18 protein-coding genes are annotated in these 19,853 nt (G+C 51.0%); 5 read left to right on the plus strand and 13 right to left on the minus strand.

Going from position 1 to position 19,853, the window contains the following annotated elements; all coding sequences use genetic code 11:
- The first annotated feature begins 639 nt into the window (after positions 1-639).
- Complete coding sequence (locus tag AC58P5_RS02870) at positions 640-1,503, plus strand: hypothetical protein (RefSeq protein ID WP_497384451.1); 864 nt, start codon at positions 640-642, stop codon at positions 1,501-1,503.
- 246 nt (positions 1,504-1,749) lie between these two features.
- Here AC58P5_RS02870 and AC58P5_RS02875 read toward each other — a convergent pair whose 3' ends face one another.
- From AC58P5_RS02875 to AC58P5_RS02890, 4 genes are all read right to left on the minus strand, one after another.
- Entirely contained in the window at positions 1,750-2,133 is a 384-nt protein-coding gene (locus AC58P5_RS02875; protein WP_497384453.1) for a nuclear transport factor 2 family protein, read from the minus strand.
- Between the two features lie 21 nt (positions 2,134-2,154).
- Positions 2,155-2,745, minus strand: coding sequence for a TetR/AcrR family transcriptional regulator (locus AC58P5_RS02880; RefSeq protein ID WP_497384455.1), 591 nt, complete (start codon positions 2,743-2,745; stop codon positions 2,155-2,157).
- Entirely contained in the window at positions 2,745-3,503 is a 759-nt protein-coding gene (locus AC58P5_RS02885; RefSeq protein ID WP_497384456.1) for an alpha/beta fold hydrolase, read from the minus strand. The genes AC58P5_RS02880 and AC58P5_RS02885 overlap by 1 nt, the downstream gene beginning before the upstream one ends.
- A 185-nt stretch (positions 3,504-3,688) precedes the next feature.
- The gene (locus AC58P5_RS02890; RefSeq protein WP_497384457.1) at positions 3,689-4,558 is read right to left on the minus strand and encodes an aminoglycoside 6-adenylyltransferase; all 870 of its coding nucleotides are present in this window, start codon (positions 4,556-4,558) and stop codon (positions 3,689-3,691) included.
- Positions 4,559-5,096: 538 nt separating this feature from the next.
- Here AC58P5_RS02890 and AC58P5_RS02895 point away from each other — a divergent pair.
- A complete protein-coding gene (locus AC58P5_RS02895; RefSeq protein WP_497384458.1) occupies positions 5,097-5,915 on the plus strand; it encodes a MerR family transcriptional regulator in 819 nt (272 codons plus the stop codon).
- Positions 5,916-5,935: 20 nt separating this feature from the next.
- A complete protein-coding gene (locus AC58P5_RS02900; RefSeq protein ID WP_497384460.1) occupies positions 5,936-7,123 on the plus strand; it encodes an MFS transporter in 1,188 nt (395 codons plus the stop codon).
- Between the two features lie 190 nt (positions 7,124-7,313).
- Here AC58P5_RS02900 and AC58P5_RS02905 read toward each other — a convergent pair whose 3' ends face one another.
- Entirely contained in the window at positions 7,314-8,744 is a 1,431-nt protein-coding gene (locus AC58P5_RS02905; RefSeq protein ID WP_497384461.1) for an FAD-dependent oxidoreductase, read from the minus strand.
- A 186-nt stretch (positions 8,745-8,930) separates the two neighbouring features.
- Here AC58P5_RS02905 and AC58P5_RS02910 point away from each other — a divergent pair, with 186 nt between their 5' ends.
- Entirely contained in the window at positions 8,931-9,263 is a 333-nt protein-coding gene (locus tag AC58P5_RS02910) for a hypothetical protein (protein WP_497384462.1), read from the plus strand.
- Between the two features lie 71 nt (positions 9,264-9,334).
- Here AC58P5_RS02910 and AC58P5_RS02915 read toward each other — a convergent pair whose 3' ends face one another.
- Genes AC58P5_RS02915 through AC58P5_RS02950 form a run of 8 tightly spaced genes read right to left on the minus strand, consistent with a single transcriptional unit; the run spans position 9,335 to position 18,973 of the window.
- The gene (locus AC58P5_RS02915; protein ID WP_497384463.1) at positions 9,335-9,934 is read right to left on the minus strand and encodes a hypothetical protein; all 600 of its coding nucleotides are present in this window, start codon (positions 9,932-9,934) and stop codon (positions 9,335-9,337) included.
- Positions 9,935-9,950: 16 nt separating this feature from the next.
- Positions 9,951-11,294, minus strand: coding sequence for an alpha/beta hydrolase (locus AC58P5_RS02920; RefSeq protein WP_497384464.1), 1,344 nt, complete (start codon positions 11,292-11,294; stop codon positions 9,951-9,953).
- On the minus strand, positions 11,291-12,649 hold the full coding sequence (locus tag AC58P5_RS02925; RefSeq protein WP_497384466.1) for an alpha/beta hydrolase: 1,359 nt from the start codon (positions 12,647-12,649) through the stop codon (positions 11,291-11,293). The genes AC58P5_RS02920 and AC58P5_RS02925 overlap by 4 nt, the downstream gene beginning before the upstream one ends.
- A gap of 26 nt (positions 12,650-12,675) precedes the next feature.
- Positions 12,676-13,590 carry a LacI family DNA-binding transcriptional regulator gene (locus AC58P5_RS02930; protein WP_497384467.1) on the minus strand — a complete coding sequence of 305 codons (915 nt, stop codon included), beginning with the start codon at positions 13,588-13,590 and terminating at the stop codon, positions 12,676-12,678.
- A 32-nt stretch (positions 13,591-13,622) separates the two neighbouring features.
- The gene (locus AC58P5_RS02935) at positions 13,623-15,461 is read right to left on the minus strand and encodes a glycoside hydrolase family 13 protein (protein ID WP_497384469.1); all 1,839 of its coding nucleotides are present in this window, start codon (positions 15,459-15,461) and stop codon (positions 13,623-13,625) included.
- A gap of 38 nt (positions 15,462-15,499) precedes the next feature.
- Positions 15,500-16,333 carry a sugar ABC transporter permease gene (locus AC58P5_RS02940; protein ID WP_497384470.1) on the minus strand — a complete coding sequence of 278 codons (834 nt, stop codon included), beginning with the start codon at positions 16,331-16,333 and terminating at the stop codon, positions 15,500-15,502.
- Positions 16,334-16,351: 18 nt separating this feature from the next.
- Positions 16,352-17,650 carry a carbohydrate ABC transporter permease gene (locus AC58P5_RS02945; protein ID WP_497384471.1) on the minus strand — a complete coding sequence of 433 codons (1,299 nt, stop codon included), beginning with the start codon at positions 17,648-17,650 and terminating at the stop codon, positions 16,352-16,354.
- A 36-nt stretch (positions 17,651-17,686) separates the two neighbouring features.
- Complete coding sequence (locus tag AC58P5_RS02950) at positions 17,687-18,973, minus strand: sugar ABC transporter substrate-binding protein (protein WP_497384472.1); 1,287 nt, start codon at positions 18,971-18,973, stop codon at positions 17,687-17,689.
- Between the two features lie 408 nt (positions 18,974-19,381).
- Between AC58P5_RS02950 and AC58P5_RS02955 the strand changes: the two genes are divergently transcribed.
- A complete protein-coding gene (locus AC58P5_RS02955) occupies positions 19,382-19,780 on the plus strand; it encodes a RidA family protein (protein WP_497384473.1) in 399 nt (132 codons plus the stop codon).
- The last annotated feature ends 73 nt before the right edge of the window (positions 19,781-19,853 follow it).

Here is a 19,853-nt window from a genome sequence, read left to right on the forward strand (position 1 = left end):
TCACCATCAATTACCAATTATAACTGATGTCCCCCGAGTAAACATGGTATTTTTGAACTATTTTGTATTAATTTAATAATAAGGTCTATATTTATCCAGTTTTACAAAATAACAACATTCTGTGTGACACTTGTCATTGCTGAAGATCGCACACTTGTCGATTGAACTCGCTTCGCCGTGTAGATGAAGCTATACAAAAAGACCGCATAAAACGGCCCCCTTTTCTCCTGTTTTTTTGACTTACATCAAATTTCAACAGCTGCTTCCGAAATTTTCTCACATTCCTTGCTATTCCACGCATGCTTCTCTCCTGACTGCACGCCAATCCCGTCAAAAAGCCCGAGTTAAATGTTTATCTCCTTCTCTCCCTTCAATCTTCAAGTGGAACGAATTCTCAACAAATACAATTTATTTCTTTTCTTAATTTGGATTAATCCACCTTTTCCAAGAATATAAATAACAAGCCGCTTTCAAAAAACACGGTTTTGAACTTGTAAATGTTCCGCCAATCGTAATTATTTTTCCTTCTAAGGCAGTATTTACATAAATCGTACCTTCTTTTGACGATGAGCTAACAGACGTTCACTATGCTAAATAATAGAAAACGATTCAAATGGAGAATAAAGGAGAGAAAATCGGATGTTTACACGTTTGCTACGCACCACCGCGCTCGTTCTGACCGTCGGTACGACTCTGTTGACCGGAACGGTTATCCAGTCCGCTCCCGCACACGCTGCAAGCAACATGGTACCGGATTACGAAGTAAAGATTTTGATGAATCCGGCGGCCGTTCTGGGTTCGGACAACAAGCTGAAAAGCGAGGTGCTGAATTCGTTCGCCATGCCGTCCAGCGTCACTAAAATGAATGTGGCTTTCCTGGATACGAACGCCAAAGATATTTACTCGGCCGGCTGGAGCACACGCATCCGTAAAAGCGAAGGCGAGAGCAAATTCGAGCTGAGCTACAAAAAGCGGTACCCGATCGCAAACAACGATATCAATGCCGCACTTACGAAGGCGAACCAGGATGGATTCGACTCCGGCGATACGAACTATGAAGCGCAAGTCGAATGGGGGTACCAGAACAAAACCCTCAGCATCACGCGGAGCAAAAATGCCAGCAAATCCGGATACAGCGGCATGGATCTTCCGTCTGTCGGCGACGCCCGCAGCCTGATGATCGGCAACGCACCGGACAAGTTCGATGATTGGCTCAGCGACGGATGGGGCACGAGTCTGCTCGGAAGCTCCCGTTACTACGGGCCGGTGCTCGCCAAACGCTCGATCGGCTCTTGGAACGGCTTGAAGCTGTACATCGAAGTGTGGCCGATCCGGAACGCTGCCGGAACCGGCACCGAATACATAGTCGAAGCTTCGTTCAAGACGACGAGCGAGTCAACCGCTGCCGCGAAGCACGATGAACTGATCGCACTGCTGCAGAGCAAGGGCTGGTTCCTCGCGCAGGATTCGCTGAAAACCCAGCTGATTATGGACCGCTACTGACACGGGACAAAAAAAATAACAGGTGCAGGCTAAAAAAGCCTGCACCTGTTTGCGTTCGTATGCCGCATATACACTGCCCAATGTCCGCTCTCCGGATGAAACTTCAGCTGCTACCTGCTGTGTATGACGTGGTTTCACGCTTCGCGTTGCGCCGTGGTGTAACCACCGCCGTGGTCCAAAACCGCTCTGTACGGAGACGGGCCCGTAGGTTTTCTGAAAGTACATGAAGACCTTCCGGCCCCCTTTTTAACTATAATCTTCGATTAGGAGCAGTTTATCGTCTTTGATTTTAAATACCGACTTTCCTTTGAGAGCGATCTTTTCCCCTGCTTTAGGACCGTGAGGCAGATCAGCCGCTAGAGTTCCTTCATAATCAATCTCAACCACGACCTCGTCACCCTTGACCGCATAATCCGTTATCGTCTGACAGCGCTGGGAGAACAACTTTTTCGATTGTTCGGCTAATTCGCGAAAAGCCTCTTTCCCTTCCGTCTCCGCATTCACGATGCCGTTCGAGATGTTCCGGAACACAATCTCTTCTTGCATCAGCAGAAGCATGCCTTCGGTATCGAAAGCGTTGTAGGCCTCCACATATTTTACAATTAAATTTTTAGCCGCACGGTTCTCCATTGTGACGCTCCTCTCGAATAGTTACCCGGTCACACAGAAATCACGAAACAGCTGTTCTTTCACCTGCCGGACAGGATATTGCTCCGGGTAGGTCGAGATCATAAGAGAAATCCCGTGGATAGCCGAAGAAAAATGAAGAGACCTTATTTCCGGATCGGGAACCCCGAGCTTCCGGAACATCTCACACTGGAGCTGAAACTGCCGGGCCATCTCCCCATTGAGCATCTGGCTGTACCGGGACAACAGCAGATCTTCTTCGGGCTGCGTTTGCAGATGCAAATAAAACCGGTAAATTTTAGGGTGCTGGCACACATTGTCGATGGCGCCGTCGATGATATGCTTCAGCTGCTCGGAGGGGGTACCCAGAGACGCCGCTTTTTGCATAACACCTTCGATTTCTTCGATCCGGCTTTGTACCATATCGCCGAGAAGTTCTTCTTTCCCTGTATAATAATTGTACATGAGGCCTTTGGAAACCCCCGCCCTCTTCGCTATATCGGCAATAGAAGCGTTATAATAGCCCTTCTCTATAAAAACTTGCATGGCCGAAGTCCGGATGGTTTCTTTGGCAAGCTGGCGAACGCGCTCGTTCTCTTCCTTTGTACGCGGCATCAGATGAGTTCCTTCAGGAACTGTTCGATAAAACCGGCTGTTTCCGCGGGATGAGTCAATGTCAGCATATGGTCGGCACCGTCTATCCGCATGGATGTGAAAGAGGGCACACGCTTATACTCCTCCGCTACGCGGTCCATATCCTCCCATTCTACCGTTCCTTGCAGGAACAAGGTATCCGCGGAAATCTCCTCTAATCGCTCGATTGCGGGAGGCTGCGGCCAGATCACTTCGAAGCTCTTCCATTCCGTAAACACTTTTCGCATATAATCGGTATGCATCTCAATCAGAAAATCCCGCTGCGGACTCGACATGGTGACCCGGTAATTAGGACCGGCCAAGGAATAGTCGATCATTTTGTCGAGATCGGGGGCGAAAGAGTTTACCTGGGCCATCCAATCCGTAAATGCCTTCGAGTAAGGAAAGCCGGAAAGCGACGGAGCGAGCAGAATGAGTCGGCTTACCATGGAAGGATAAGACAAAGCGAATTCCGCTGCCGCCTGCCCGCCCATGGAATGACCGACCAGAACCGCCTGTCCGATATTCAAATGCTGAAGCAGCCGCTTCAGATCCTCGACCAAATCGGCCGGAGCGGTCAAAGCCGGAGACCTCCCGGTCCCCCGTCCGTCGAACGTGATCACCTGGAACGACCGCGCCAAAATCGGAGCGATATACTTCCATTCACGAGAGTCTACACCGGGACTGTGGATGAGCACGACCGGAACGCCCTCACCTTGTACTTCATAATACAGATCCATGTCCACAAACTCCTTTCACCATCTAAAATATTCCAAGTACTAGGTTTATTTTATTATTGAATGAACGTACAGTCAATATAAAACTTTAGGCGGCGGTTTTCTATCCTTCGCTGTCCGTTTGTGCTTTCATCGTAACAAAAAGACCCTGACAGCTATGTGTCAGGGTTCTTTTCGTTTCAAAAATTTTAGTACATGTCCCGCGCATCGGGATCAAGGAGTTGAACATCCCGTAAATACCGTTTAATTTTCTCCGCTTCTTCCGAAGGATAAGCGTATCCGAATTCAGCCGCCACTTGGAGGGCAAACGGCTCAAAAAGCTCTCCCATCACGTACAAAGCGTTCCAAACCTGCTCATAACTGCCGTTTTCATAGGTTAACAACAGCTTGTTCCAAGACTCTTCATCCAGGTACCGCTTTAAAAATTTCCCGTTCTTCCCGATACTGAGCGAGAAGCCGGTATCCATCCCGACCTTCCATTCCAGCATGTTGAGCAGCATCGCCCTTACCAGGTTCATGTGATCGATCGCATACAAAATTTCCTGTCTCCACAGTCCTTTGGCGACATAGGTAGACACCCACCAGAATTCGTTGCAGCAATCGGCGTAACGTTGGGCGTCGGGCCGCTGAACCCAGTAGTCTTTATCCGTCGGAGGCGGTACGGCCGGCAAATTGTTGTCCTTGTCGAGCAGGATTACCGTCAGCTTGTCTTCCCGGCAGTACATCTCTTTCTCCTCAAGAGGAATAAGCATCATGTCTATGCGATTCCCGTCTTCAAATAACATGAGATAGGAAAAACGGTTTCCCAGCTCGCTAGGAAACAAAGCCATATCTTCCGGCGTCTGCATAATCAGCCGTTTTCCGAAAACATTCACCCAATCGGGGTCGTTTATAAAAGATTCCATATCCGTGACGAGATAGACGATATCGTAGTCCCTGAACATGTCTTTGGGAACATTCGGATTCGTCCTTGAGCCGTTCAAACCGACCGCTCTTACACGGCTGTCCTTCTTTGCCACATCTAATACCAGATCAAACATTTCTTGTTCCGAACGCATGGATCGGCACCTCCTGAGTTTTCATATTCAAATTTTGAAATGAAGACGTTCCAAGGAGGTCCCCGGATTAACGGTGAATAGAGTTATGTAAAATGTTCCGCGAACGTCATCAGCTTGTCCTCCCTGTTAATTTTGGTAAAACAGGGCCGTTTAAAAGCCCGCTTACGCTGCGTATGTCAGTGACGGCTTTCTTGTTTGGTTCAGATCAGGTTCGGTTCAGTTGGGCTCGCTGCGGTTTCGCACGGCCATGACCCGGTGCTGCGCTTCGTCGGACTTCCGGCGGTTCTTGAAACCTGTCTTTTTACCTTCTAATAAATGTTACCATATTCGTGAAACAGACGGAAATTTTCCGTTTTAGGATGGAAGGAGACACAAGATCCCTACCTTGACAGTGGATAGATAGGGTTCTATATGTTAGGAATAATTCGGAAGAAAGTCTTGTGAAATGTTCTTGCTTGAATGAAAACTTCCTGCACTTGACTTTCCCCTGCACGGGAAACTGTATACTTTCATTAAGGCATAGATTGGAGATGATCGTTTGTTTAAAATCAGTGAGTTTTCCAGAATAAGCAAGGTCTCTTTAAAAACATTGCGCTATTATGACCAGATCGGCATATTAAAGCCGAGAAAGGTAGATCATGACACCGGCTACCGTTACTATTCAGCAGAGCAGCTTCTTGAACTGAATCGAATCTTTCTCTATAAGGAATTAGGGTTCACACTGCCACAAATTATACAGTTGCTTCGTGAAGATATTACATCGGAGCATATTCAAGGGATGTTTAAGCTGAAAAAAAGTGAAACCCAGCATATCATTGATAGGGAACAAGCCAAGCTCGCCCGGATTGAGGAGCGTATGCAGCTTATAGAAAGAGAGGGGCAAGCGGAAACGGAACAAGAAATCAGGATCAAAGCAGAAGGGGCTCAACCGTTTCTTTCTTTAAAAGCACGCGGGAAAGAAGAAGACATTCCAGATTTATTTCGTACATTTAATCAATTATTAACAAAAGAAGCTCGTCATTTGACTCAAACTCCCCAGGTTGTTTTGTGGAAAGAAATAGAAGAAAAAGAGGATGAGTTCGAATTTGAAGTCGGGTGTTTTTTAACCCGCGAGCTTCCATTATCTCTCGATGTACTTCAACTACGGCCCCTTCCTCCTGAGCCGATGATGGCCACCATGACGTTTCGTTCGGATTCTACCTTTGCTTGTACGGCCTGTGTTGATTTAGCTAAATGGATTGAGAAAAATAACTATGTGATCAAGGAAAACGAACCCGGCAGGGAGATCTATTTACCGTTATCTACAAAACAGGATGCACAATTAATGGAAATACAAATCCCGATAATAAATAGATAATTGGACAGGAGTGGTTTGAATTGAAAAATAATCGGATCGTCTATGTCTTGGCACTTCTTGTTTTTCTGATCGGAACCATGGAATACATCATTACAGGAGTCATTGAAATGATCGCCGTGGACTTGGGAGTGTCTACTTCCGAAGCTGGGTTATTAGTGACTGTATTTGCTCTCGCAGCGGCCATTGCCGCTCCGATTCTGATTGCTTTAACGATAAATGTGGATCGCAAGAAGGTACTCATGACTACCGTTAGTGTTTTTATTGCCAGCAACGGACTTATATTTTTAAACCTGTCATACGAAACAGTAGTATGGGTACGAATTATTCAAGGAGCTAGCGGAGGAATCGCTACGGTAGTAGCCATGGCAGTAGCGACACGACTCGTTGAAAAAGAAAGAAGGGGCCGTGCTATCGGTATTATTTTGATGGGGCTTAGCAGTTCGCTAGTGCTGGGTGTTCCAATCGGCACATTTTTCAGCGAGATGTTCGGATGGAGAGTTTTATTTATTTTGATCGGTTTACTAAGCCTTCTTCCATTGCTCATCATCTATAAAAAGGTGCCGGCAATCAAAGAAGAAGAAAAGGTTACCCTCAGGATGCAGCTCTCCATTTTAAAAAATTCAAAAATTCTGACTGCCCTGGTTATTACTTTATTGTATATCGGCGGCTATTCTACACTATTCACTTATATTACGCCCTTCTTACAAGCCGCATCCTCTCTTTCCATAACCGAAATTAGCGGTGTTCTATTCCTGGCGGGAATTTGCAGCTTCGTCGGATCCAAGGTGGGCGGTCAATTGGCAGATGCAAAGGGATCGAAATTCACCATTTGTTTCGGACTCCTGTTACAAGGAGCCACTCTCCTTTTATTCGCTCTAGCCGGTGTCAATCTCTTTATGTTGATCTTGGTTTTAATGATTTTTATGTTAGCAACTTGGAGTATTTCCCCTGCCCAACAGCTATATCTGGTTACTCTGGCACCCCGAAAGCCGGACATTGCCCTAAGCGTAAATACTTCGTTCATCCAATTCGGGTTTGCACTGGGATCCGGATTAGGCGGGCTTGTCATCAGCCGTACATCTGTCCTGTATTTGAGTTGGCTGGGTCTTGCCGCTGTAAGCTTAGCATTATTTCTTGCGATCTTGCTATTCAAAAAAATGGGCAGTGGGATTGGAACCCCTATTGTTACTAAAGAAAATGAAGGATAAATGTTGAGAAAGTGACCAAACGTGTGACCACGCCCCATAATCTTCAACACATCAAGTTCAAGCCTCCAACTCCACCTAACAAAACACGAATCAATAAAAAGAACCCGCTGCCCATAAGAAAATGGCAGCGGGTTCTGTCTTTTATCAGGCTTATGGACAGACGGGCAGTTCTGCCCGCAGTTCCGGCCGTTTACGCGACTCCGTATTTATCGTGAGTCTGAGCACCGATAGGTGCGGCATCGGGTTTCATAGGTTCCGGCTCTGTTACGGCATTGTCCGTTTCATCGAGTCGTTTCATAGCAGCCAGCCCTGCCGTATTAAGCAGGTTCCACGGTTTGTTATAGTGCGGCTGAAAGAAGAAATCCACAAAAGCAAGCTCCTGCACGGTCATCCGGTTCTGGATGCACACCGACAGCGTATTGACGGCCTGGGTCATATCCGCTTTCGACATCACCTGCGCCCCTACCAGGCGGCCTCCTTCCGCTTCGAAAACCAGCTTCAGCATCACGTCGTCGTAGGTCGGCATGAATTCCGGCCGGTTGTTCTCATGAATGAGGACGGCCTTTACGTTCATGCCTGCCGCGGCCGCTTCCGTAACTCCCGTCGAGGCGATGTTCCAGTCGAACAGCTTGATGGCCGAAGTCCCCTGGGTGCCCTGATACCGTACGGCCGGTTTTAGCAGATTCATGGCCGCCAGTGTTCCCATGCGCACCGCATTCGTCGCCAGCGGGATATAAGCCGCTTCGCCCGTCGGATTATACCGGACGGCACAGCTGTCTCCGGCGGCCAGCACGTCGGGATGGCTCGTGCGCATATAATCGTCCACGAGAATAGCTCCGCCCGGCAGCATATCCACCTGGCCTTTGAGCAGATCCGTTCCGGGACGGAATCCGATGCACAGCACGACCATGTCGGTCTCGAAAGTGCCGTCGGTCGTCACGACCTCGCGGACCTTGCCGTTCGTACCGCGGAATCCTTCGACGGTCCGTCCGAGTGCAAGCCGCACTCCCCGTTCCCTAAGCTCATTGTCAGCCAGCGTTGTGAACTCGGGGTCCAGGTACTTGGCCATGACGCGGTCCATGTTGTCGATCAGCGTCACCTCTTTGCCCAGATCGCGGAACGCTTCGACGAGCTCGATGCCGATATAACCCGCTCCGATTACCGTGATGCGCTTTGCGTCCGCTGCCCGTGCGATGATTTCACGGGCATGACCGTAGTTTTTGCACAACTGGATGTTCTCCAGCCCGATGCCTTCCATCCGCGGAATGACCGGCCACGAGCCTGTCGTCACGACCAGTTTGTCGTAGGTGTCGCCGAACTCTTCCCCGGTTTCCAGGTTCCGGGCCCGAAGCGTTTTGGCCTGGACATCGACGGCCAACACTTCGTGGCGCATCCGGGTAACTACTCCGAGCCGGGCAAGCTCTTCCGGGCTGCTGTAGAAAAGCCCCTGCGCATCCCCGATCACTCCGCCGACATGAAGCGCGATTCCGCACGAGAGGAACGAAATATTATCATTGCGCTCGTATACGGTGATTTCCGCGTCGGGATATTGTGTTGCAATGTTTTTAACAGCGGCGGTTCCTGCATGTGTGCATCCGATTACGGCAACTTTGAATGTCATGATGATAGCCTCCCGAAATTTTGTTAGTGAATTTATTCACATACTTTCTTTAAAAAAAGAGCTGTTGGCGATTAACCAAAGCGGGATAAACAAGAAACAACGGATTAAGATTAGTCTGTGAAATAAATCACAATGTCTTTATGGCCTTATCTTACACCTTTGCTTCAAAAGATGCAAGAGGTTTTTATGCCGTTGCAAAATGCCTGTAGAGGCATATGGCAAGAAGCCGCACTTGAGTGCGGCTTTTTCACATCACATGTTCTTGCTCTTGTTCTTGTTCTTGCTCTTGTTCTTGCTCTTGTTCTTGCTCTTGTTCTTGCTCTTGTTCTTGCTCTTGCTCTTGCTCTTGCTCTTGCTCTTGCTCTTGTTCTTGCTCTTGTTCTTGCTCTTGTTCTTGTTCTTGCTCTTGATCTTGTTCTTGCTCTTGTTCTTGCTCTTGTTCTTGCTCTTGCTCTTGCTCTTGCTCTTGCTCTTGTTCTTGCCCTATCTATATCTCTATATCGCTGTAGCTTTCTCTGAACTATCCTTGCAGGTCCGTCTTTTTTCCGGTTCCCTTCGTCTAGGCACTCCTGAACGGTACGGCCCTAATTTCAAAGCGTACGGAAAGTGAGTCCCCGGCAGTCGATAGGGATGCTAAACGTCTGCTCCTCACCGTTGTTCCCGCGGATCGTCACATTCAGAGTGAGACGCTCGGGAGCTTCCTCACTCCACGTACCGCTGCTCAGCCAGCCGTATCTTTCCTTGCCGGGCTGGATCACCGCCTGCTCGAAATCCGGATTAACTTTCGCTGCGAGTATCTTCTCCGAGCTTCGGTTCGGCAGACCTTCGTTCGTTATGACGCTAAAGCTTGCCAGATCCGGTGTGATTGACTCCCGGCCCGAAAGATTTCGGATCGTCACCTCGAAATCCGCCGTGTCGGCCTTAAGTCTGACGGCGTGCACAGTTACTTTGATGTTGTTCGCGGTTCGTGTCACCGGCAGCTGAGCATAAGCCTTCTCGCCACCGGACTCACCCCCGCCGTCAGGCACCGGCACCTTAATGTCTGGGATGCCGCCCGCTCCCGGAACAGCCGCCTTGCCGTCCGCAATACCCGATTCCGGCAGCGCAGGCCGCATAGCAGTTCCGTTCATCATCAGGCTTCCGGAAACAATTAAAGATCCGAGCAGCACACTGACGATCAATTTGTTCATCGTAAAATTTCCTTTCTTACTGCGGATTCGTCCAATTCTGTACCGTGAGTTCCAGCCGCCCGTCAGCTTCTGCCTTGTAAAAGCGCGTAACCGCCTGTCCGGCCCGGTCCGCTTCCACGGCTCCGTCCCCCCGGCTGATCCGGTACTCAAATGCCGCATAAAGGGGAACGTCGAGCCGCGCGGAATATACGTGTGTTTTGCCCGCCTCTTTGCGAAGCGGAACCCAGCTGTATAAGGCCGCATTTTCCGGCGTATCCGCAGGCACATGCACGAGCAGCTCCAGCGCGACATGCTCCTTAAGCTCTCCGGTGACCCGGATCGTCCGGGCTGCGGACAAACCGCCGAAACTCACCGTAACAGAGGTTTCTCCTTCACGCCCGGGCAGCAGGGTGCCATCTTCACGCACCTCTAAAATCTTCCGGTCTTCGGCCGCATAATCCGTCCTTAGCAGCGACATTTTAAACCCGCTGTCAAATTCCGCGATCGGATTCAGACGCATTTCCGGCCCCCGGATACCTGCGGTTTCCTCTCCCTCCAGGCTAAGCCTGGCAGGAGTTCCTTTTTTCCCGAACATATGGAGAAGCGGAGAAGACACTCTTGCGGCCCAGTCCTTTTCCGAATGAGTGCCGGCCGGGTCCAGGTAATAAATAAGCTCTTCATCCGGTTTGTAGCCCAGCCGCAGCAGGCTCTCCGTCACTTCTCGCACATGCTTCTCCAGAATGAGCGTACCCTCGCGGCTTCCCAAATCGATCCAGATCCGGGATAACGGGACCTTGTCCGTCCAGGTATGATACTGGCGCGCTTCCTCCAGAGTCAGGGGATCGACGCAGTAAAAATAAGGCGACAGGATGGCCAGCTTGCCGAACAAGTCCGGACGGCGCATACCGATATGGTAGGTGACTTGGCCGCCCCGGGACGATCCCATCATGGCCGTGTGCTCCGGTCCTTTTTTCGTGCGGAACAGCGAGTCGATATACGGCATCACCTCATCGGTGATGAACTGCTCATAAAGGTGCCCTTTCGGCCGGATGTCCACTTTGTCGCGCAAATAATCGACGCCTTCCAGCTCATGAGTGAATTCATCCGACCGCTCCATGCCCATATTCGCGATGCCTACCACGATGATTTCTTCCATCAGGCCGTTTCGAACGAGCCGGTCTATCGTTTTGTGAACGTTCCATGAATAGCCGTTGAAGGCGGGATGAAAAATGTTTTGTCCGTCATGCACGTACAAAACCGGATAACGCCTGCCGCTCTCTTCGCTGTAACCGGGGGGAAGATAAACGAGCAAATCCCGGCGGTTGTTTAGAAAAGCCGAATAAAATTGTTCGATTTTCAACAAACTCGACAGACTCTTCATCCGTTTGCCGCCCCCCTTGCTTCCGTCTCTAGCGGAACGTCTACCCAATGTTCCACATTGTAAGACAGCTCCAGACCCTCACGGGCCGTAAATTTGCGATAAGGAATTTCCTTTCCGCTTCCGTCCGTCTCGTGCTTGCCGAGGCCGCGTGAAATACGGAACTCGAAGGAAATGCCCCGCGGCACTTGGAACGTGCCTCCATAGAGCCTCTCCCCGATCATCGGCAGTTCGATGCCCGCATAGAGCGTATCCGTCCGGGGCGTGCAAGCAGGCACCTCAACAAACATCGTGACGCTGACCGTATCGGAAAGATATGGAACGACGGTCAGGTCCAGACTGGCCGTCAGCCCCCGCCCTTTGTAACGGACGCCGGCGCTTCCTTCCTTCTTCGGGATCAGCCTGCCTTCGGCCGTTGCTTCGACTATGCCCGGGTCCGTTACCACATAATCCGCGTCCAGGTCAGTCATCATAAAGCCGCTGTCATAATGAACGATAGGATTAAGCGCGCAGGGCGGACCCTGCAGACCGATCTTATCCGGGCCATGCAGATCTACGCGCACGGGAGTTCCGATTTCGCCGAAAAAATACAAAAGAGGCGCATGAACTCTGGCCGCCCAATCTTTCTGGGAATGGCCCGAGCCGACGGCGAAATAGTACATGAAATCGCCGCCCGGCTTGTAGCCCGCTTCCATCAGCGTATCCGCGACTTGTCTCACATGCTTCTCCATAACCGTGAAGCCTTCCGCATCTCCGACATCCATCCATATTTTCAGCGGTTTTTTGCCGGTATAGACGGCGCTCAGCCACCTGTCTTCCATCGTGGCCGGATCTACGCTTACGAAAAAAGGGCAAAGCGCTCCGATCATTCCAAACGTTTCCGGCTGCCGGAAGCCTATGTTGTAGGATACAAGTCCACCGGCGGACGATCCCATCAGAGCGGTATGCTCTCTCTCCGTCAAAGTCCGGTAGGTCTCATCTATGAAAGGCTTCACCTCATGGACGAGAAACGTCTCGTATAGTTCGCCTTGATTCGTAGTATTAAAAATGTTGTGGCCGTCCGGATTGGCGTGCATATATTCGGCGATGCGCGCGTCCTCCACGTGCGAAACGGCGACCACGATGATTTCTCTCATTCTGCCCTGCGCAGTCAGCTCGTCGACGGTGAGATGAACATCCCAGGACTCGCCCTTCCGGTCTTTGAAAAACACATGCTGGCCATCCTGCATATACAGGACGGGATACCTTTTCCGATCGTCTGACTGATAACTCGGCGGCAAATACACATAAATCGTCCGCTCGTTTTTCAAGGTATGAGAATAAAAAGGATTGATTTCGATTAACCGCGATGAACTCACCGTGAACTCTCCTTTGAGACGGATCGTTACGGAGTGCCGGACAAGTAGTAAAATTTTTCAGGATCTACATAGTCCGCATCTTGAATGTAACGATCCATTTTATGGACTATTTCCTGATAGTCATTCAAATCGAACGTAATCCTTCCTACCGTACCGGGAAGGACCTGCGGACAATGGCACGTGCATACGGCGGCGATGCGGGCACTTCTTTTCAGCACCTCGAGCGCCAGAAATTCGTTGATCACGATCCCCGGCTTTCCTTCAAAGCGAGACAGAAAATCGTTCAGCTGTTCCGGATTGTCGTACGTATAAATCCGTTCATCCTCCAAACCGGACTGCTCCCGAATGAAACCGGCAAGCTTCGCGTTATTGTAGGCATCCGTGACGAGAAACTCCGGACGGCCGCCGAGAACGGTTTCGCATGCCCGGAAGCTTTGCGCGAAATCCGGAATGATTTTGTGAAACAGCGAATCGTCGATATAACTGTCGATAACAAAGACGGGAATACCGAAACCGAAATAATTGGAGATCGTGCCGAACTGTTCCTGATCCGCATTAATGAGGAAAACGCCGTCCAAATTCCGCTCCATGATCATTTTGTAATCCGAGAGCTGGCTCCGGACCTGCATAAAAATGACATGATACCCCAGTTGTCCGCAAATCTTTTCGATTTTGCTTACCGTTTTGGCATATTTAAAATCGGACCAGTAGTGGTCGTCGTGCTCCTGAAACAGCAAGATGCCGATCAGGCCCGTTTTTTTGATTTTTAACGATTGAGCGGTCCGGTTCGCCACGTATTTAAGCTGCTGGGCGGCTTTCATCACCTTGACGCGCGTTTCGTCCGAGATGGACTGGGTCTTCACATCGTTCAAAATATACGAAACGGTGGCGATGGAAACGCCCGCCGCTTTGGCTATATCTTTGATGGTTGCTTTCTTCATCCTAATCGCTCCTACTTAAACGTTTAGGTTGATTAAAGCATATCCCCCTGTTCGGTGTCAAACCGCCGTAGGGGCACCGATGCGACGAGCCAGCCGAAAGGCGGCAGCGCTGCCGAGAGGCCGTTTTCGGTCCGGACAAAAGACCCCTGACCGAGAATCACTTCCGCTTCCGGACGGATGCGGCTTCCTCTCTCCGGGACCGGATGCGGCCCGTTTAGCGCATCCGCATCGGAAGACGCGAACTCGGGCTCGAAAACGTGGCAGGAGGCCTCCCGGCTGCTGTTATTCAAGCAGATGTAAAGCTCCTCCTCCGCGTTCTTTCTCAGCACGATAAGCTGATTCTTCTCCGCGTAAACAAACCGGAACGTGCCTTCACTCAAAGCGCGGCGGGTCCGCCGCAGGTCGATCAGCGTGCGGTAAAACGCGACAAGTCCGTGATTTTGCTGCGTGGTATCCCACTGCATCGGCTTCCGGCAATCCGGGTCCGGTCCGCCCTGCATCCCGATTTCATCCCCGTAATAAATGCACGGAGTTCCGGGGAGCGTGAACTGCAGCAGAACCGCCAGCTTCGCTTTCGCTTCGTCCGGCAGCCGGGTCAGAAGCCGCGGGGTGTCATGGCTGCCAAGGATGTTAAAGGCCGCCTCGTTCACCTGCTGCGGATAGGAAGCGAGCAGGCGGTTTATCCGGCTGCCGAGCTCCCGCGCATCGATTTCGCCGTAGGCGAAATAGTCGAGAATGGCGTCGGTGGCGGGATAGTTCATGACCGCGTCGAACTGGTCCCCCTGAAGCCACGGCATGGCATCGTGCCAGATTTCGCCCAGGATGTAGAAATCCGGCTTCAGCGCTTTGAGCTTCTTGCGGAATTCCCGCCAGAACTCATGATCGACCTCGTTGGCCACGTCCAGCCTCCAGCCGTCGATATCGCATTCCCGCACCCAATACTCGGCGACGTCGAGCAAATAGTTTCTGACCTCGGGATTTGCCGTATTGAGCTTCGGCATGTGCGACTCGAACGCGAAGCAGTGATAAGACGGGCTAGGCTCCGTCCGCAGCGGATATTCCTTGATGTGGAACCAGTCACAGTAAGGGGACTGCCGCCCCTTTTCCCGCACATCCCGGAACGGGGCGAATCCTTCGCCGCTGTGATTGAACACCGCATCGAGGATGACGCGGATGCCTCTTTCGTGAAACGCGGCAACCAGCTTTTTGAGCAGCGCCGTATCCCCGAAAGCCGGATCGACTTTCCTGTAATCGGCCGTATCGTACTTATGGTTCGTCGCCGCTTCAAACAGCGGGGTAAAATAGATCGCGTTTACGCCGAGCGAACTCAAATAGTCGATGCGGTCGTACACCCCCTGCAGGTCTCCGCCGTAAAAATCGTACGGCCCCGGATCGGAGTCGCTCCACGGACGGACGCCGGGGGGATCGTTGGCCGGATCGCCGTTCGCGAAACGGTCGGGGAAGATCTGGTAGAAGACGGCTTCCTTCACCCAGGCCGGCGGCTTAAGCACCTCTTGCGGCCATATGAACGGATAATCGAAAAAAGCGAGCGGATCCTGCGGTTTTTCCGTGCCGAATCCTTTCTCCGTCAACCATACGACCTCTTCTCCCGAAATCAGTTTAAAAGCGTATCTCAGCCTGTAATGCGGCGGGACAAGCTCTCCCTGCCAGTAGTCGAACAGCTTATCGCTGCCCGTTTTGTAAAGACGGGTTTCAAGAGCCGTCCGCTCCCAATCGTATTTGTCTCCGTGCAGCGCGTACACCGCGTCAACATCGTCTTTCTTCGTGCGCAGCCGGATATGCACGGTACGCTCATCGTAGGCGTAGCAGTAAGCCTGCCCCGACCGGTGGTCAATCGCTTCCAGTAACATGATCTGCTCCTTTTTCTCCTAGTATTCCGCTCTATTCGCTAGCCTTTGTCTGCCCCTGCCGTAATTCCGTGGATCAGATACTTCTGGAAATACATGTACAGGCACGTAATCGGAAGAGCCACAAGCACGGCACCGGCGGCAAACAGCGTAAAGCTCGAATTCGTTTCGGTGGCTACCATGCTGTACAAGCCTTGGGCCAGCGTCATTTTTTCCGAAGACCTCAGCACGATTTGCGGCAAAATAAAATCCATAAACGGCGTGATGAAGCTGTTCAGGGCGACGAAAGTAACCGCTGGCAGCGACAGGGGGAAAATGATTTTAAAAAACGCGTCGGCATGGCTCCCCCCGTCGATGAAAACCGCCTCCTCCAGGCTCTTCGGGATCGTATCGAAATGGCCCTTCATTACCCAAGTTCCCATCGAAACGGAGCCTCCCGCGTAAATGAGAATCAAGCCCAGGTGCGTGTCCAGCAACTTCGTCTGAAGCAGGAGAACAAATAAGGCCATGACGGATAAAAAGCCCGGAAACATCTGCAGAATGAGCAGGGTCATCAATCCCTGCTGCCTGCCCTTGAACCGGAACCGGGAGAAGGCATAGGCCGTCGCGGCCACAAGCGTTGTCGAAACGACCGCGTTCACCAGGGCGATCTTGACCGTATTGCGGTACCACAGCACAAAGTCCGTCTGCCTGATCAATTCGGCATAATGGGCGAACGTGGGATGATCCGGGATCATCCGGCTCACCAGAAGGCTCTGCCCGGGATTTAGCGAAGTGCCGATCACCCATAGAATCGGGTAAACCGTCGCGACAAGCAGCGCGATAAAAACGAGATAGATCCCCGTAACGGTCAGATTGTCTTTAAATTTCCTCATGCAGACCCATTCCTCTTCTCAAAGTGCCTTCATTCGTCTGTAATTCCATAAGGAGAACAGGGCAATGAACACAAACATAATGATGGAGACGGCCGAGGCCATATTGAACTGGCTCTGATTCAGCGTCATTTTGAAAATCCACGAAATCAGGATATCCGTACTTCCGGCGTAATAATAATCGGGATTGTTCGGCTTCCCGTCCGTCAGCAAATAAATCAGATTGAAGTTATTGAAGTTGAACGCGAACTGCATAATAAAAATCGGTGCCGTGGCGAGCTTCACGAGCGGCAGCGTAATTCCGAAAAATTTCTGCGCCGCGGTAGCCCCGTCCACGTCGGCCGCCTCATACAGATCACGCGGCATCGTCGTCAAGATCCCCGCCATCAGCGCCATCAGAAAAGGAGTCGAGAACCACAGATTCACGAGCAGAATCGACGCTTTGGCCATCGTCGGATCGGATAGCCAGGACACCGGCGGCAAGCCGAGACTGGCCAAAAATTCGTTGACCGGACCGAACGAGCCGTTCAATAGCACACGAAAGACGAGAATCGAAATGAACTGCGGAACGGCCCAAGGAAGCATAAAGGCGGTTCTCCAAAACTTTTTGAAACGGATACGCGGGTGATTGATCATCATCGCCAGAAGGAGTCCGCTAAAAAAGACCGTAATCGTAGAAGCCGCCGCCCAGACGATATTCCACAGCGAGATGCCAAGGAATGTCGACCGCCAAGCTTTCTGGGCGAACAAGTCGTAAAAGGTCCGGAGTCCGGTCCAATCGACCAGCGAACGATCCGGAATATGGCCGGGCGCCGAATAGTTCGTAAACGCGATCATGACGTTAAATACGAGCGGGATCACCGTTACGAAAAGGACAAACACGAACGCGGGCAGCAGAAGCAGGTACGGGAAATGCTTGAACCTCGCCTGCTTCACCGACGCCCAAAATCCGGGAACGGGCTTGCCTCTGTCTCGAAGCTCTCCGTTCTTCCATGCGTCCGCAATGTTCATGGCATAGAATCCGATGAACAAAAGCACGATCACGCATGTCATCACTCCATTGATCATCAGAAAAATGGAATGGTCGCCGGGTACGACTTTACCCCGGACCACTTTGGTCGGCACGTCGCCCAGGCTGATCAGTCCGGCAATTCCCCGTATGGCCAGCGGGCAGTAGCTCCAGATAAACAACTGGGCCGAAAGGAGAAACAGCAGCCCTTTGGCAATCTGCCTGTTGTAGAGCTGCCCCAAGCCGATGAGTACCGCCGAGCCCGCAGCGGCCCGTATCCGGTGCCGGCGATTGGTTGGATTTACTTGCATACGTCAGACCGCCTAACTTAGGTTTTGATGTTCCGCTTATTTCGTTGTTCTCATCGCGGTTTTGATTTGTTCCACGGCCTTCGTTAAGACGGCGGCCGGGTCCTGGTTCTCGTTCCACAGCGAGGAAATAGCGGTTCCCGCCGGCACCCAGACGTTGCCCATCTCGGGAATCGAAGGCATCGGCACCGAATGCTTCGCCTGCTCCAGGAAAGCGGGGGCGTAAGGATCGGAGGTAAGAACCGGGTCCGTCATAACGTCCTGCCTCGGAGGAAGCTGCGCCGTCATTTTAAACCGCTCGATCAGATGGTCCTTACTTGTCGCATAGCTTGCGAACAGCTTTGCCGCATCAGGGTACTTCGTGTACGAATTGACGTACAGCGCCCGGATGCCCGAGAAACTTACGGGATGCTCCCCGTTGGGCAGAAGCGGCAGCGGAGCGACGCCAAACTCGAAATCGGCATTGGATAAGCTGGAAATGAGCCACGACCCGTTAATGACGGAGGCTGTTTTTCCTTCCTGAAAAAATCCGGTGATGATATTATCATTGATATCATGGATATTCAGCGGCAAGATTTTTTTAAGCGATTGCAAGTACTTCGCTCCTTCGACCGCCTTCGGGCTGTTCAGCCCGATATCGTTCGGGTCCGTGCCTTTGCCGCCGAAAACATAGCCTCCGTAACCGGCAAGGAACGAATACGACTGGTACAGCTGCCCGACGTCCCACATCAGGGCGAACTTTTTGTTCGCCGGATCGTTGTAAGTTTCGGCGAACTTTACGATCTCCTCGTATGTTTTCGGAGCCTGGGGCATCGCTTTTTTATTGTAAAAAAGCGCGTAGGTGTCGATGGCCGTCGGAAATCCGTAGAGGGCGCCGGAATAGCTGACGCCTTCCAAAGCCGAAGGAAGCATCTGCTTTTTGTCCTCTTCGCCGAAAGCGTCGTTTTCCAGCACGAGGCCGGTCATAACGGCATTGCCGAGCTGGTCGTGCGGCGCGGAGAACACATCGGCACCGATTCCGGCCGGACCGTCGGTAGTCAGCTTTTTCACGGTATCGATGGCCGGGACGGGCTCCACCTTTACGGGAACCCCGTATTCCTTCTCGAAGCTTGCCGCGACGGTTTTTAAATAATCCAGCTCGGGCCCCTTCGATTCCCATACGACGAGCTTGGCACCGCTTTCGGGTTTAAGCTCCTTCTGCTGCGCATTTCCTCCGCCCTGTTCCTGCGGCTGCACGAAAGGCGAAGGTTGTTCGTTTCCGCAACCGGTTAAGCCGGTCACGCTCAAGAGAACGGCAATTCCGGCGGAAAATAAGCGTTTGGACATGATGTTTCCCCCTTCATTTGAGTGCTGAATCGTTTAAGTACTGAAACGTTTAAGTAATGCTTAACCACATCATAAAGGGTAGCTTTCCGAGGCGTCAATGATAAAAAATGGTAAATGCGATTGCCCTCAGTCATAGGGTGGGCTAACTTGCAGTCGTTCAAACATTTTTAAGCGCTTATGAATTTTGACACCCCATAGGATTTAGTCTACAATCTATTCAAATCGTTCTCTTCGCATGTATAAAGAAAGGGGTATCCGTCCATGAAGAAAAAGTCTTTGGGGTTTCTGTCCGCCGGTTACGGATACTCTACCGCTGTTTTTTTCTAGTATTCACTTTTATGGGTGAAGTCTGTCCAAAAGTGAGTAGTGAAAACGGCAGGTCATTTATAGAATGCGAGGTCATTTAATATGGAAAACTCCAAAATCATCAGAAAAAATCCGGCAGGCGTGTATAGCCCCGTAGGCAACTACACTCACATTACTAAAATTCCTAGAAATTCAGAGCTGTATGTTACTTCCGGTCAGATTGGAACGGATATAAACGGACAGATTCCCGATAGCATGAATGAACAAATCCGGAATACGTTCGATAATATCCAAACCGTCCTGCACTCCGAGGAACTAACATCCGAACATATTATTAAAGTCAACATATGGGCTACCCAAAAAATCGACTGGGATTTTCTATATGAAAAATGGGCGGAATTATTCGGCCGCAATTATCCGGCCATGACGATCGGTTATATTTCCGAATTAGGATTACCCGAACTAAAAATTGAAATTGAACTATGGGCGGCTAAAGTCTAAACCGGTTCACTTCATCTCCCTCACGTAATGATCATTGCGTGGGGGTTTTTGTTGATTTTAAGGCCGGACGGAC

Source organism: Paenibacillus sp. JT31N7 (assembly GCF_059692095.1).

Coding starts and splice junctions, on each gene's coding strand:
- AC58P5_RS02870 (WP_497384451.1), top strand. CDS start 640: ATGTTTACACGTTTGCTACGCACCACCGCGCTCGTTCTGACCGTCGGT.
- AC58P5_RS02875 (WP_497384453.1), bottom strand. CDS start 2,133: ATGGAGAACCGTGCGGCTAAAAATTTAATTGTAAAATATGTGGAGGCC.
- AC58P5_RS02880 (WP_497384455.1), bottom strand. CDS start 2,745: ATGCCGCGTACAAAGGAAGAGAACGAGCGCGTTCGCCAGCTTGCCAAA.
- AC58P5_RS02885 (WP_497384456.1), bottom strand. CDS start 3,503: ATGGATCTGTATTATGAAGTACAAGGTGAGGGCGTTCCGGTCGTGCTC.
- AC58P5_RS02890 (WP_497384457.1), bottom strand. CDS start 4,558: ATGCGTTCGGAACAAGAAATGTTTGATCTGGTATTAGATGTGGCAAAG.
- AC58P5_RS02905 (WP_497384461.1), bottom strand. CDS start 8,744: ATGACATTCAAAGTTGCCGTAATCGGATGCACACATGCAGGAACCGCC.
- AC58P5_RS02910 (WP_497384462.1), top strand. CDS start 8,931: ATGCCGTTGCAAAATGCCTGTAGAGGCATATGGCAAGAAGCCGCACTT.
- AC58P5_RS02915 (WP_497384463.1), bottom strand. CDS start 9,934: ATGAACAAATTGATCGTCAGTGTGCTGCTCGGATCTTTAATTGTTTCC.
- AC58P5_RS02920 (WP_497384464.1), bottom strand. CDS start 11,294: ATGAAGAGTCTGTCGAGTTTGTTGAAAATCGAACAATTTTATTCGGCT.
- AC58P5_RS02930 (WP_497384467.1), bottom strand. CDS start 13,590: ATGAAGAAAGCAACCATCAAAGATATAGCCAAAGCGGCGGGCGTTTCC.
- AC58P5_RS02935 (WP_497384469.1), bottom strand. CDS start 15,461: ATGTTACTGGAAGCGATTGACCACCGGTCGGGGCAGGCTTACTGCTAC.
- AC58P5_RS02940 (WP_497384470.1), bottom strand. CDS start 16,333: ATGAGGAAATTTAAAGACAATCTGACCGTTACGGGGATCTATCTCGTT.
- AC58P5_RS02945 (WP_497384471.1), bottom strand. CDS start 17,650: ATGCAAGTAAATCCAACCAATCGCCGGCACCGGATACGGGCCGCTGCG.
- AC58P5_RS02950 (WP_497384472.1), bottom strand. CDS start 18,973: ATGTCCAAACGCTTATTTTCCGCCGGAATTGCCGTTCTCTTGAGCGTG.
- AC58P5_RS02955 (WP_497384473.1), top strand. CDS start 19,382: ATGGAAAACTCCAAAATCATCAGAAAAAATCCGGCAGGCGTGTATAGC.